This is a genomic window from Streptomyces sp. NPDC043878 (assembly GCF_056435735.1).
Window position 1 is genome coordinate 60,915 of the sequence record NZ_JBWKDW010000021.1, and the last position, 12,637, is coordinate 73,551.

A 12,637-nucleotide genomic window follows, 5' to 3' on the forward strand; every position below is an offset into this window, starting at 1 on the left:
CCTCGTCCGGAAAGGAACGACCGCTGTGCCTGCCAACGACCCCTTCGCCCGCCTCCCCCAGGCTGCCTCGTTCACCGTCACCAGCACTACCGTCACCGACGGCGCCGCGTGGCCGCCCGAGCAGCACTCCTCCGGCCTGCCTGGCGGGAAGGACATATCTCCGCAGCTGTCCTGGAGCGGCGCCCCGGACGGCACCAAGAGCTATGCCGTCACCGTCTACGACCCCGACGCCCCCACCGGGTCCGGGTTCTGGCACTGGGCGGTCGCCGACATCCCCGCCACCGTCACCGAGCTCCCCGAGGGCGCCGGCAACCTCACCGGCTCACAACTGCCCGCAGGTGCCTACCAGTTGCCCAACGACGCCCGCGTGGCCCACTACATCGGCGCCGCCCCGCCGGCCGGACACGGCCCGCACCGTTACTTCATCGTGGTGCACGCCCTCGACATCCCTGTCACAGGCGTTCCGGCCGACGCCACACCGGCCGTCCTCGGCTTCACCATGGCCGGTCACACCCTCGGACGCGCCGTGTTGATCGCCACGGCCGAAACGCCCGCCTGACAGCGCCGCCCGACTCCCGGAGACACCACCGTGATGCACCTCGACGCCCTTCCCGACCACGCCCGCACCGGCGACGGCCCGATGGACCTCAACGCCGTCCGTGACGTCAGCCGCGCCGTCAGCGCCGCCCACCTGTTCATCTACCTTGCCCCCGAGAGCGCCGAGGAGGCGGCCGGGCTCGGCGTGACCGACCGCGGGCCGGTATATCTGGCCTTCCGGTCGGCCGCGATGGGCGCGGTCCCCTGGCACGTCACGCTCGCGGCCTTCTACAACTTCAGCCCGCGGGCAGTGAGGGCCATGGCGGGCGTGTGGGACGCCGCGTCGCCCGAGCGGTGGCAGGCCGCCCGCTTCCTGGCCGCCGGACGGGCGATGCGGCGTGTCAACGTACATCTCACGGACGACCACCTCTCCGAGGCGCGCTCGCTGATCGACCCGGTCATCGCCGGTGCCGACCACGCCGGCAAGGTGCTCGCCGCCGCGAACGCCTCGGTCGCGCTTCCATCCGATCCTCTTGTCGCACTGTGGCAGCAGATCACGGTGGCGCGCGAGTGGCGCGGCGACGCCCATCTCGTCGTACTCGCCGACAACGGCCTCGGGCCATGCGACTGCCTCGTTCTGCACACCGCGACCGGCCGCCTCCCGACAGCCCTCGCGCGAGCGACCCGTCAGTGGGACGACGAGGAGTGGAGCGCGGCGACGGCACGCCTCGTCGCGCGCGGCTGGCTCGACTCCCATGACGTTGTCACCGACGCCGGCCGTGCGGCACGCGAGCGCATCGAAGTGGAAACGGACGAGCACTGCGCCGCGCTATGGGCGCCGATCGGCACCGCGGGTGCCCGCCGCTTCGCCTCGCTCATCGCGCCGATCACCAACGCGTTCACCGCGGCAGGGACGTTCCAGACCGTTCATGGACAGCCTGATCTCGCATAAACGAACCTTTGCGCGAGCAAGATCAATCGCGAGCCGCCAAACCCTCGCCGACCCCGGATTCGTTCTCACGGCCCGCCATTCCGGCTCGCCCGGCCCACCCAACCGATCCCGACACCCACCGGCCGCGCCACCTGCCCACCACGGCCGCCGTGACGGCCGCGCTCGGTAACGGCCGACGGAACGGGGCCTGCTTCATCAAAGCGCGAAGTCAGTGAGCGGCGTCTCCCTCGGAGCGTGAACGGCCGCTCCGCTGCTCGGTGGTGAGAAGGCCGGTGACGAGCAGGTCGACCAAGCGGCCGGCGTCGTAGCGGGCGTCGTTACCGGCGCCGATGCAGAGGTTGCCGATGCCGCGCATGAGCATGAACCCGGAGATCTGTTTTGTGCCGGTGTCGCCGAGCGCCGCAAGCAGGAGGGCGTCGCAGACGGGTACCAGTTGGTCGAGGAAGTACCGGTGCAGGGCGTCCGCGCCGTCGGCATCGGCCCCCATGGCGCCGGCCAGCCCGTGCTTGGTGACGAGGAAGTCCACGAACCCGGCCACCCACCGCCGCAACGCCCCGCTGGGTTCCGCTGCCTCCTGCAGCAGGGCCGGCCCGGCCTCGGCCAGCGCTTCGACCTGGTGACGATAGACCGCCGCGATCAGAGCGGGGCGGGTCGGGAAGTGCCGGTAGATCGTCCCCATCCCCACACCCGCCTGCGCCGCGATCAACCGCACTGGCGCGTCGACCCCGTGCGTGACGAATACGGCTGCGGCCGCATCGAGCAGGACCCGCTCGTTGCGGCGGGCGTCGGTCCGCTTGCTGCGCGGTGCTGCGCCAGGGGTGTTCGGGTCGGTCATCGAAGGTACTTTCGTCGAGGCTTTTTGCGAAGCGGAGCAATGTTCCGTATCATGTGGAGCGTCGCTCCGCTTTCATTGTTGACGGCGGGAACCCAGAACGCAAAGGACAGAGGACTCTCATGAGCAGCGCTCCCGCAACAACCGATACTCCGATCGTGCACGCCCTGGACGAGGTCGTCGGCGCCGGCGACCGAGTCGTGTCCGTCGCCCCTGTCGCACTGGACGCCCCCGGCCGGGCCGTTCCGCTCGCGGTGCGGGTCTCCGCACCGGTGGCCGGTGAGAGCCTGCCGGTACTGCTGTTCTCGCACGGCAACGGCTGGTCGCTGGACGGATACGCTCCGCTGACCGCGTTCTGGGCATCGCAGGGCTTCGTCGTGGTGCAGCCGACCCACCTGGATTCCCGGCGGAACGGCATCGGATTCGACGACCCGGCGTTCGGGCAGATCTGGACCGAACGGTACGCGGACCTGGTACGCGTTCTCGACCAGTTCGACACCGTGGAAGCGGCCGTACCGGGGCTTGCCGGGCGGGTGGACCGGGACCAGGTCGTCGTCGCCGGCCACTCCTGGGGCGCGCAGACGGTTCAGATGCTACTCGGTGCCCGCATCCTCGACGGATCCGGGCACGTGGGCAGGGACTACGCGGACCGACGGGTCAAGGCCGGTGTGCTGCTGGCCGCGACCGGGATCGGTGGCGAGGAACTGCACCCGTTCGCCAAGGAGCACTTCCCGTTCATGAACCCGTCCTTCGCCGAGCTGACCACGCCGACGCTCGTGGTCGCCGGCGACCACGACCAGTCCAAGATGTCCAGCCGCGGCCCGGACTGGTTCACCGACGCCTACACGCACAGCCCCGGAGCCACCGACCTGCTCACCCTGTTCGGTGCGGAACACTCCCTGGGCGGTATCCCGAACTGGGAAGCCGCGGAAACCACCGACGAGAACCCGGAGCGCGTCGCTGTCCTGCAGCGCTTGACCACCGCCTATCTGCGCAGCGCCCTGAACCCGTCCGACACCAGCTGGGACAAGGCAGCCTCCGCCCTCGCCGAGGCCGGAACGGCGATCGGCCGCATAGACGGCAAGTGACGGCAAGGAACTGCGAGCAACCGCGAGCAACTCTCGCGGCGGTGCCGCCGCTGCGACACCGGCAACGGCGGCACCGTCTGCCTCCCCTCGGCGGAAAGGACCGCATTCCATGACCGGCTGGACCTCCCGGCAGCTCGACACGATCGCCACGGCGGACGACTTCCGCATAGCGCCCTTCCGCGGCGACGGCGTCACCCCCGGCACCTTGATCTGGGTGTGGGCTGTCCATGTCGCAGACGCGATCTTCGTGCGCAGCGGGAACCCGGAATCCAGGTGGTTCGCCGCCGCGATCCGGCAGCGGGCAGGAATCGCCTCTTTCGGCGACTTCTCCGGCCCCGTCGTCTTCACCCATGTCACCGACGGCCCGACGAAGGACCTCGTCGATGCCGCGTACACCGCCAAGTACGGCGACGACCCGTACTTCTCCGCCGGACTCCTCGCCCGTTCGCGGGAACAGATAGCCCGCGTCCTCCCCGTCCGTCCCACTGATCGGAGCTGACAGATGCCCGACACGCCCCGGTGGGGTGCTGACGACGAGCTCGGCACACTGCACTACATCACCGACACCGTCCGTACCCGCGCCCTCGCGGCAGCCCGCACCGGCCGAACGGTCTCCCTCGCCCGCGCCGTGCACCCCAGACCCGCGCCGGTCGGACCCGGTGCCGCCACCGACGGCGAAGCCGCCTGGCAGCAGTCCATCCTCTACACCGGCACCCCGCCGGCAGCGATCGCCGAACAGTGGATGATCACCCCGCACCACCCCGCCATCACGCACCTCGACGCGCTCTCCCACATCATCGTCGACGGCACCGTCTACCCAGGCGTCCCCGTCGAAGACCGGGTCACCCCCGCCGGTGTCACCACCGGATCCACCGCTGTATTCGGTGCCGGCATCCTGACACGAGGTGTGTTCCTGGACCTCGCACCCGGTACCCGGCTTGCCGACGGGTACCCGATCACCGCACGCACCCTTGATACGGCAACACGGGCCGCAGACACCACCGTTCAATCCGGAGACGCGATCGTCGTCCGGACCGGCTGCGATCCCGTCAACCCGAACAGAGCGGCAATGCCAGGACTTGACCGGTCAGCGGTCGCCTGGCTCGATGAACGCCGGATCAGCGTCTGGGTCGGGGATACCGGCGATGCCTGGCCACCACTCGATCCCACCGATCCCATGCCCCTTCACCGGCGCGGCCTCCACGACCTCGGACTGCCCCTCGTCGACAGCGCCGACCTTGAAGCTCTCACGAGCACCTGTGCCGAGACCGGCCGCAACAGCTTCCTGCTCCTCCTCGCCCCGCCGCGCATCCACGGGGCCAGCGGGACACCGGTCAACCCCATCGCCGTGTTCTAGGGTGCGTTTCAGAAGTGGATCTTGATATGTCAAGATCCACTTCGTGGCGAGGCACGATCTGACGAATGCGCAGTGGGCGAGACTGGAGCCGCTGCTCCCGGCCGGGAAGAAGCCCGGGCATCCGCCGGTGCACACCAAGCGGCAGCTGATAGACGGCATACGCTGGCGCACTCGCGCTGGTGCTCCGTGGCGGGACGTGCCCGAGGGGTACGGCCCGTGGGAGACGGTCTATGGCTTGTGTGCGCCGTGAGGCGCTTCGTTGTATCCCCGACTCACTCGTACTACAGCCGGAGATCTTGTGACGGAGCCTGCGGTGCGTCGTTGACCGGGCATGATGCTGGGTGTGACGGCTGGGCAGATAGCCGAGTGGGATGCCGAACTATCGGTGTTGACCGGGTCGTTGGGGTTCTTGTTCAACCGGCCGGAGCCGCGGGTGGTGTTCGCGCAGTTCATCGAGGGACTGCTTGCGGAGCTGCCGAAGAAGAACGGCATGACGCTGTCGGAGCGTGCCGGGCATTTGCACCTGGTCCGGCCGGCGGGCCGACGCACTGCTGGCCCGCCGGTCGCAGCCGCTCACGAGCCCAGGCGGACACGCAGCCCGGGCTGGAGGAGGTCGCCGTGGGCGGTGACCATGTCGTCGCACAAACGCCAGATGTCCTCGACCGGCAGGGCCGCGGCCGTGGCGGGGTCGGTCATCGCCGCGTGCCTGATGTGCCGCGGTTCGTCCTCGATCACCGCCCGCACCACCAGGTCGTTCGCGCTCAGGTAGGTGCGGTTGAGCGCCGCCAGCTGGGGCGGGAGGGAACCGACTCGGGTCGGCTGGACGCCCAGCGAGTCCACCAGGCACGGCACCTCGACGACGCCGTGCGCGGGCAGGTTGTCGATCAGGGCCCGGTTGGGGACGTTGCCGTAGACCGTGCGCGGGGTGCCGGTGACCATGCTGTGGATGATCTGGGGCGCGTACTCCATCGTCCCCTCGACGGCGACCGGTGCCCCGGCGGTCAGCGCGTCGCGGGTCTTCTCGTAGGTGGCGACGTTCTCGTCGACGATCTTGAGGTACTCGCCGATCGGCAGCCGCAGCCGTTCGACCTCGCTGCTGTGGTGCAGGTACCAGGGAACGTACTCGGAGGAGTGCTCGCTGGTCTCCGTCGGGTAGTAGCCGAGCCGGCGGTACATGTCGACCCGGACCCTGCGGCGCAACTGGTCGTCGGAGGCGATCAGTTCGTCGAGCTTCGGGTAGAGGCTCCGGCCCTGGTGCTCGAAGCGCAGCACCCACGCCTGATGGTTGACGCCCGCGGCGTGGTAACTGATCTCCTCGTAGGGGACCTTGACCAGATCGGCGAGGTCGCGCATCGTCCAGTACACCGAGTGGCACAGTCCCACCACCCGGGTCAGGCCGGTGGCCTGCGTCAGGTACTGGACGTTCATGGCCATGGGGTTGGTGTAGTTCAGCAGCCAGGCCTGCGGGCAGACCTCGGCGATGTCTCGTCCCAGTTCGCTGAGGAACGGGAAGGTGCGCAGGGCGCGGAAGATGCCTCCGATGCCGAGGGTGTCGCCGATGGTCTGGCGTACGCCGTAGCGGGCCGGTACCTCGAAGTCGGTCCGGGTGGCCTCGCCCATACCGATCTGCACGATGTTGATGACGAAGTCGGCCTCCGCCAGGGCCTTGCGGCGGTCGGTGTCCGCAGTGACGGTGGGATCGGCGCCGAGGGTGTCTGCGATCCGGACGGCGGCGGCGTACGCGGTGGCCAGACGCTCGGTGTCGATGTCGTGCAACGCGATGTGCGCCGACTTCAGTTCGGCGAACGCGAGGAGGTCGGCGATCAGTCCCTGGGTGAAGACGACGCTGCCTGCGCCGATGAAGGCGATCTTGGGGGTGGTCATACCGGGGTTTCCTCGGTCTCGGAAAGGCGGGCGAGGGCTTCGTCCCGCGTGGGCTGTGCGGTGGTACCGCCGTGAGCACGGGTGGACAGGGCTCCGCAGACCGCGGCGAAGCGGAGCGCTTCCGGCAGGGGTGTCCCGTCGAGCAGGGCGGCGATGAATCCGGCGTCGAAACTGTCCCCGGCGCCCACCGCGTCGACCGGCCGGACCCGGATGCCCCGGGTGGTGAAGAGCCGTTCACCGTCGTGGCACAGCGCGCCGTCGGCGCCGTTCTTGACCGCGGTGACCGGGCCACGGCGGGCGAGCCGTGCGGCGGCCTCGGCGGGATCGTCGGTGCCGAGGCGGGCCAGGCGCCGGGCTTCGGCGGCGTTCGGCAGCAGGAAGTCGGTGTGGGCCAGGACCGCGTCCAGGCCCGAGGCCTCCCACCGGCCCGCCGGGTCGTCGTTGGTGTCCAGGGAGGTGGTGGCGCCGTGCCGACGTGCGGTGCGCAGGAGTTCCGGGAGCGCGACCGCGAGCTGTGGCATCAGGAAGTAGGAGGCCGAGTGGACGTGCCGCGCGGCCCCTAGCAGCGTCGCGGGCACGTCGTCGGCCGTGGTCGCGGCCAGGGTGCCGGGGGCGGTGACGATGGCCCGGTCGTCCCCGCGGGTGAGCACGACCGTCATGGGGGTGGGCCGGCGGGGGTCGAGCCGCAGCGCCTCGGTGTCGACGCCGTGGGCGCCGAGCCGGTCGCGCATGTAGCGGCCGGCGTCGTCGTCGCCCACCCGGCCGGCGAAGGCGACTCTGAGGCCGAGGCGTGCGGCCCCGCAGGCGACGATCGCGCCGGATCCCCCGACGGTGAGGGTGCCGGTGGGCACCAACTGTTCGCGCTGGCCGAAGGCGAGCGGGCCGACGAGCGGGCCGACGACGACGTCGGGGTTGACGTCACCGATGACGAGCAGGTCGAAGGTGTGCGGCATTGAGGTGTTCCTGACTGAGTGGTGTGTCGGGTGCGAACGGGGTCAGCCCTTGAGACCGGTGGAGGTGATGGACTGGATGAACGCCTTCTGCGCGCCGAGGAAGGCGAGCAGGACCGGCAGCACGGCGATGACGTTCCCGGCCATCACGGCGGCCCACTGGGTGTGGTGTTGTCCCTGGAAGGTGGTGAGGCCGAGCTGGAGCGTGTACTGGGTGTCGTGGTTGATCGCGATCAGGGGCCAGGTCAGGTCGTTCCAGGTGCTCAGAAACGTCAGGACGGCCACCGTGCTGAGGGCCGGCCGGGACAGCGGCAGCACGATCCGCCACAGCAGGTGAAGCCGTGAGCAGCCGTCGATCCAGGCGGCTTCCTCCAGCTCGCGGGGCAGCGAGAGGAAGAACTGGCGCAGGAGGAACACCGAGAAGGGCGTGACCAGGGACGGCACGATCAGCGCGCCGAGGGTGTCGATGAGGCCGAGCTGCCTCATCACCAGGAACGTGGGGATCATCGTCAGTTGGAACGGGATCGCCATCGTGGCCAGCATCAGGCCCAGCAGCAGCCGGGAGCCGGCAAACCGCATCCGGGCGAACGCGTAGCCGCCGAGGGTGCCGAGCACGAGGTTCGCGGTGACCGTGACGAGGCTGACGACGAACGAGTTGGCGAACCAGCGGGGGAACATCGCGTTGCCCAGCACATAGCGGTAGCCGCCCAGGTCGAGGTGGGAGGGCCACAGCGCCGGCGGGAAGCGGTTGATCTCCGCATTGCTCATGACCGAGCTGAGCGCCAGCCAGATCAGCGGTACCGCGAAGAGCAGGGCCATCGGCGCGAGCAGCAGGTGCCAGGGGCTGAACGGCAGTAGCGGGTGCCGTCGTCGCGCGTCGGGCCGGGGGGCGGAGGAGGCCGCCTGTGCGGCGCCGGGCGGGGCGGAGACGGTGGTCATACGGAGGCCCCCTGGACGCGGCGGCGGACGAACTGGAAGATCAGGCCGATCAGGCCCAGGGCCACGGCCAGGACGTAGGCGGAGGCGGCCCCGTATCCGGCGGTGGCGTTCTGGAAGGCCTGCCGCCAGATGAAGTAGACGATCACCGTGGTGGAGCCGAGAGGGCCGCCCTTGGTGGTGACGTACACGAGGTCGAACGTCTGGAGGGACTCGATGGTCTGCCACAGCAGCAGGAAGACCGTGACGGGCGTGAGGGCGGGCAGCGTGACGTGGCGCAGGAGCTGGAGGCGGCCGGCGCCGTCCAGCCGGGCCGCCTCGATCAGCGAGGCCGGCACGTCCTGGAGTGCCGCGAGGTAGATCACCAGGCAGAAGCCCGTACCGCTCCACAGGCTGATCGCGACAAGTACGGGAAGTGCCTGGGAGGGGTCGGTGAGGAAGCCCTGGGACGGGATGCCGAGGTGGTGCAGTACGGCGTTGGCGGCGCCGAACTCCGGGTCCAGAATGAAGGAGAACAGCACGCCCTGGGCGGTCGCGGAGACCACGAACGGGACGAAGTACAGGGTGCGGTAGAGCCCGACGAAACGGATGCGCCGGTTGAGCGCGAGGGCGAGGAGCAGGCCCACCGCCATGCTCGCGGGCACGTACAGCGCGGTGTACAGCAGGGTGTTGCGCAGGGCCTGGCTGACGTGCGGGTCCTGGGCGAGGGCGCGGTAGTTGTCCAGGCCCACCCAACGGCTGGGGGTGACGAGGTCGTCGGCCTGGAAGGACAGCAGCAGCGACCAGATGATGGGTACCACGCTCAGGCCGATGATGATCAGGACGGCGGGGGAGACGAACGTCCAGGCCATGGCGGCCTCACCGGTTCGTCTGCGGCGCAGGGCTCGCCGGCTGTCCGGGGGCCCGGAGACGGTGATCGGGGTGGGCAGTCGCGACATGACGGGGGCTCCTCAGCGCGGGATGAGCAGTGCGGCGTTGGCGTCGGCAGCGCAGGCGCGCAGTGCCTCTGCGGGGCTGCTCCGCCCCAGCAGCACGGCGACGACGGCCTGTCCGAGAGCCTGCGAGATCTGCGGATAGGCGGCGTGGACGGGGCGTACCCGGGCCGTGAAACGAGGGCCTTGGTGAACACCCCCAGGCCCTCGGTGCCGCTCTCCTTGTGCTGCCAGGCGGGCAGATCGCGGGTCCGGCGGCTGAGCGGCAGGCTGCCCGCCTCGATGTCCCAGCGCACGTCCTGTGCGGGCTGTATGAGCCAGCTCACGAAGGTCTTGGCGGCCCGCTTGCGGGCGCCGCCGTTGTCGAACACGGTCCAGGTGTCGGGTCCGCTGATGGTCACCGGCCGACCGGAGAAGCTGGGCAGCGGCACGACGTGGTAGTCGATCTTCGCCTGCTGGATGTCGGGCAACTGCCACGGACCGGTGACGACCATGCCCATGCGGCCGGACTCGAAGACCTGGTACATCTGCTCGCTGCCCGGCTTCGGGTCGACGTAGACGCTCTTGTCGCGGGCCAGGGCGGCCACCACCTCCAGGGCGCGGGTCCCGGTGTCGCCGAATCCGATGTGCTTGCCGTCGCCGGCGACGACGTCGCCGCCTAGGTCCCAGATCATGGGCCACAGGCGCCAGACGGTGTCCTCGTCGCCGACGCCGGGCCAGCCGGTGCCGAAGCGGCCGCCGCCGGCGTCGGTGAGCGCCTTGGCGGTGGCGACGAAGTCGTCCCATCGCCAGCCCGCTTCGGGCAGCGGCAGGCCGGCCTGCCGGAAGAGCTTCTTGTTGCAGACCACGGCGAGCGAGTCCAACAGCGCGGGCGCGGCGCGCACCTGGTCGTTGACGGTCACGGCCTCGCGCGCCGGTTCCCAGTAGCTCGTCCAGGGAGCGGGGGCGTGCCGCACCGTGTCGGTGAGGTCGACGACCTGCGGGCTGCGGGCGACGCTCGCCAGGTCGGAGCCGAAGATGTAGGCGATGTCCGGGTAGGAGCCGGCGGCGAGGGCGGCCGTCACCTTCTGGAGCATCGCGTCGGCGAGGACTCCGCCGCCCAACTCGACCCGGATGCGGGGGTGGCTGCGCATGAAGGAGGCGACCAGGGATTCCACGGCCTTCTTGCCGGTGTCGGTCTGGCCGTGCCACATCTCGATGGTCACGGTGCCGTCGGCGCTGACGCCGTCGTCGCCGCCCGCCGCGCAGCCGGCGGCCGACAGGCCCGCGGCCGCCGCGGTGGCCAGAGCCGCGCCGGCGCGCAGCACGTCGCGGCGTGCGGGCTGCGCGCTGCGGGTGACCGCATACATGGGTACCTCCGGTGTGGAGCTGTGGGACACGCGTTTCCGCACAAGGGGTGCGTCCGGTGTACGGCGTTCCGGCCGCGGCGAAGGCCGGTGGTCCCGGCGGGGCCGGGTGTACGGCCTCTCTCCGTCGGCCGTGGCGTCGCGGCGGGCGGTGCTCAGCGTCGGGCGCGTAACGAGGCGGACGGCGGTCGTGCCGCTGTCGCCGACACCGCGCGTCCCGGGTGAGGCGAGGCCGGTCGGGTGTGGACGTCGGGAGACCGGGCCGGTCGGTCCGCACGGGAAGTGCGTCCAGGCACGGTGGCCGTGTCAAGGCGGCCGCGGGGAGTCGCGCGGATAAGGATCATGTCCGGGCCCAGAACCTGGTGGGCACGTCCCCGCCTCGGACCCCGACGGGGTCCTGGCGACTCAGTCCGGACTTCTGACGCGTGGCCACCTACCGGCTGGGCGTACCTCTGCCGCCGAGTGCTTCGACTGCGGCGTTGGCCAGGAGTTAAACGACGGTACCGGGCGGCTGTCAAGAGGCGGGCAGCGTTTGGACCTGCGTGAAACACCGGTGAAATGCGCATGATTGAGCATGGAGCCTGCGTGGACACGCGCGACATCAGCCTGTGACGGCTCACCGAGCCGCCACAGGCCGACGCGCGCTCTAGCAGGTCTTGCGGACGTACCCGCTGGTGCCGGCCGGCGAGACGTCCACGTCGCGCTGGACGATGCTCAGCGTGCCGCCCCACCCCTTGCACGCCTTCGACCTGCCGGCGCCGGTGTACTCGATCACGATCACGTTGTTGCCGAAGGCGCTGGTGTAGTCGCCGCACTCGTCGTACTGGCCGCACTCCTCGGCCACGGCGAAGTCGAGGCCGTTGGCCGTGCGGTTGCCGGCCAGTTCGGCGGTGTTCTTCTGGGCGATGGCCAGGCCGTCCGCGTGGGCACGGGCGGAGAGCAGCTTGATGAACGCCTGTGCGTTGTTCGCCGTCAGGCGGTTCCCGGAGCGGGTGTAGCTGTCGTAGTTGTCGGGCTCGACGGCCTGGAAGCCCTTGTTCCGGCAGCCGTCGATCTGGGCTCCGATCGTGTTGGCGATCCGCTGCCGCTTGGCGGCCGTGCCGACGTCGAGGAGGGCCTCGCCCCAGTCCTCGTCATAGACGACCTTGCCCGCGGAGTCGCGCAGCAACAGGTCCGAGTCCCAGTCGCTCTCGGCGCCCGGCTGCGCCTGGAAGGCGTTGACGTAGCAGATGTTGTACAGGCCCGCCGCCGGGGAGGCGGTGTGGTCGCGGGTGACGACCCTGACGCCGGTCGGCGGCGTGTAGGCGCCTCCGATCTGGTAGTCGAAGGCGGCATGTGTGGGCGGCAGGGATACGGTCGCGGCCTGCGTCGAGGGCGCCTGGACGAGCAGAGCGCCGGTCAGGGCCACAGCGCCGACGGCCGCACCGGTGAGTTTGCGGGAGGTGGTGTTGAGGCTGCTCATGCGGTGAGCTCCAGAGGAAGCGGGCACGTCCCCGCCTCGGACACGTGGGATGTCCTGGCGACTCGGGCCGGGCTTGCGGCGCGGGGCCCGCATACCGGCTGGGCGTGCCTCTGAACGCGGAGCGTGACTCCAGCGTTGTCCGGGAGTAAAGCGATCCCCTGTGAGGATGTCAACGCGCCGCCGAAGTCCCCCTGGTACGGGGCGAGTCGGGGCGCCCGTAAGCCGGGCGGCAGGCTGCCGGACAGGACGACGGCCGCGGCATTGTTCAGCAGGAGCCGGTAGTGGCCGGTGAACTGGGCCCATTCGGTCCTGGTCACCGACGGACCGGGCTCCAGGAGGATCGTGGTGTCCTGGTCGTCCA

At 70.3% G+C, this 12,637-nt stretch carries 12 protein-coding genes and 1 pseudogene; 6 read left to right on the plus strand and 7 right to left on the minus strand.

The window, feature by feature from the left end:
- Positions 1-25 precede the first annotated feature (25 nt).
- Both AC07AZ_RS26850 and AC07AZ_RS26855 read left to right on the plus strand, forming a co-directional pair.
- A complete protein-coding gene (locus tag AC07AZ_RS26850) occupies positions 26-559 on the plus strand; it encodes a YbhB/YbcL family Raf kinase inhibitor-like protein (protein ID WP_478852068.1) in 534 nt (177 codons plus the stop codon).
- A 33-nt stretch (positions 560-592) separates the two neighbouring features.
- On the plus strand, positions 593-1,489 hold the full coding sequence (locus tag AC07AZ_RS26855; RefSeq protein WP_478852070.1) for an SCO6745 family protein: 897 nt from the start codon (positions 593-595) through the stop codon (positions 1,487-1,489).
- A 208-nt stretch (positions 1,490-1,697) separates the two neighbouring features.
- On the opposite strand, the gene AC07AZ_RS26860 is transcribed toward AC07AZ_RS26855, so the two are convergent.
- Positions 1,698-2,324: a TetR/AcrR family transcriptional regulator gene (locus tag AC07AZ_RS26860; RefSeq protein ID WP_478852072.1), complete on the minus strand. Its 627-nt coding sequence runs from the start codon at positions 2,322-2,324 to the stop codon at positions 1,698-1,700.
- A 119-nt stretch (positions 2,325-2,443) separates the two neighbouring features.
- On the opposite strand from AC07AZ_RS26860, the gene AC07AZ_RS26865 reads away from it, so the two are divergent.
- The 4 genes from AC07AZ_RS26865 (at position 2,444) to AC07AZ_RS26880 (ending at position 5,016) form a co-directional block, all read left to right on the plus strand.
- Positions 2,444-3,409: an alpha/beta hydrolase family protein gene (locus AC07AZ_RS26865; RefSeq protein WP_478852074.1), complete on the plus strand. Its 966-nt coding sequence runs from the start codon at positions 2,444-2,446 to the stop codon at positions 3,407-3,409.
- A 109-nt stretch (positions 3,410-3,518) separates the two neighbouring features.
- Positions 3,519-3,908 carry a DUF2255 family protein gene (locus AC07AZ_RS26870; protein ID WP_478852076.1) on the plus strand — a complete coding sequence of 130 codons (390 nt, stop codon included), beginning with the start codon at positions 3,519-3,521 and terminating at the stop codon, positions 3,906-3,908.
- A 3-nt stretch (positions 3,909-3,911) separates the two neighbouring features.
- Positions 3,912-4,766: a cyclase family protein gene (locus tag AC07AZ_RS26875; protein WP_478852078.1), complete on the plus strand. Its 855-nt coding sequence runs from the start codon at positions 3,912-3,914 to the stop codon at positions 4,764-4,766.
- A 43-nt stretch (positions 4,767-4,809) separates the two neighbouring features.
- Complete coding sequence (locus tag AC07AZ_RS26880; RefSeq protein WP_478852080.1) at positions 4,810-5,016, plus strand: transposase; 207 nt, start codon at positions 4,810-4,812, stop codon at positions 5,014-5,016.
- Positions 5,017-5,339: 323 nt separating this feature from the next.
- On the opposite strand, the gene melA is transcribed toward AC07AZ_RS26880, so the two are convergent.
- From melA to AC07AZ_RS26910, 6 genes and pseudogenes are all read right to left on the minus strand, one after another.
- Positions 5,340-6,650, minus strand: a complete 1,311-nt coding sequence (gene melA / locus AC07AZ_RS26885; protein ID WP_478852082.1) for an alpha-galactosidase — start codon at positions 6,648-6,650, stop codon at positions 5,340-5,342.
- On the minus strand, positions 6,647-7,603 hold the full coding sequence (locus tag AC07AZ_RS26890) for a carbohydrate kinase family protein (protein ID WP_478852084.1): 957 nt from the start codon (positions 7,601-7,603) through the stop codon (positions 6,647-6,649). The genes melA and AC07AZ_RS26890 overlap by 4 nt, the downstream gene beginning before the upstream one ends.
- Before the next feature lie 42 nt (positions 7,604-7,645).
- On the minus strand, positions 7,646-8,539 hold the full coding sequence (locus tag AC07AZ_RS26895; protein WP_478852086.1) for a carbohydrate ABC transporter permease: 894 nt from the start codon (positions 8,537-8,539) through the stop codon (positions 7,646-7,648).
- On the minus strand, positions 8,536-9,474 hold the full coding sequence (locus AC07AZ_RS26900) for a carbohydrate ABC transporter permease (RefSeq protein ID WP_478852088.1): 939 nt from the start codon (positions 9,472-9,474) through the stop codon (positions 8,536-8,538). The genes AC07AZ_RS26895 and AC07AZ_RS26900 overlap by 4 nt, the downstream gene beginning before the upstream one ends.
- A 12-nt stretch (positions 9,475-9,486) precedes the next feature.
- A pseudogene (locus tag AC07AZ_RS26905) lies at positions 9,487-10,817 on the minus strand (ABC transporter substrate-binding protein).
- 643 nt (positions 10,818-11,460) lie between these two features.
- Positions 11,461-12,276 (minus strand): endo alpha-1,4 polygalactosaminidase, encoded by an 816-nt coding sequence (locus tag AC07AZ_RS26910; protein ID WP_478852090.1) that lies wholly within the window; start codon positions 12,274-12,276, stop codon positions 11,461-11,463.
- Between the last annotated feature and the right edge of the window lie 361 nt (positions 12,277-12,637).

Bases quoted from the DNA above. Each gene is read 5' to 3' on its own strand.
- AC07AZ_RS26870 (WP_478852076.1), top strand. From the start codon at position 3,519: ATGACCGGCTGGACCTCCCGGCAGCTCGACACGATCGCCACGGCGGAC.
- AC07AZ_RS26855 (WP_478852070.1), top strand. From the start codon at position 593: ATGCACCTCGACGCCCTTCCCGACCACGCCCGCACCGGCGACGGCCCG.
- AC07AZ_RS26890 (WP_478852084.1), bottom strand. From the start codon at position 7,603: ATGCCGCACACCTTCGACCTGCTCGTCATCGGTGACGTCAACCCCGAC.
- AC07AZ_RS26860 (WP_478852072.1), bottom strand. From the start codon at position 2,324: ATGACCGACCCGAACACCCCTGGCGCAGCACCGCGCAGCAAGCGGACC.
- AC07AZ_RS26895 (WP_478852086.1), bottom strand. From the start codon at position 8,539: ATGACCACCGTCTCCGCCCCGCCCGGCGCCGCACAGGCGGCCTCCTCC.
- AC07AZ_RS26900 (WP_478852088.1), bottom strand. From the start codon at position 9,474: ATGTCGCGACTGCCCACCCCGATCACCGTCTCCGGGCCCCCGGACAGC.
- AC07AZ_RS26865 (WP_478852074.1), top strand. From the start codon at position 2,444: ATGAGCAGCGCTCCCGCAACAACCGATACTCCGATCGTGCACGCCCTG.
- AC07AZ_RS26875 (WP_478852078.1), top strand. From the start codon at position 3,912: ATGCCCGACACGCCCCGGTGGGGTGCTGACGACGAGCTCGGCACACTG.
- melA (WP_478852082.1), bottom strand. From the start codon at position 6,650: ATGACCACCCCCAAGATCGCCTTCATCGGCGCAGGCAGCGTCGTCTTC.
- AC07AZ_RS26910 (WP_478852090.1), bottom strand. From the start codon at position 12,276: ATGAGCAGCCTCAACACCACCTCCCGCAAACTCACCGGTGCGGCCGTC.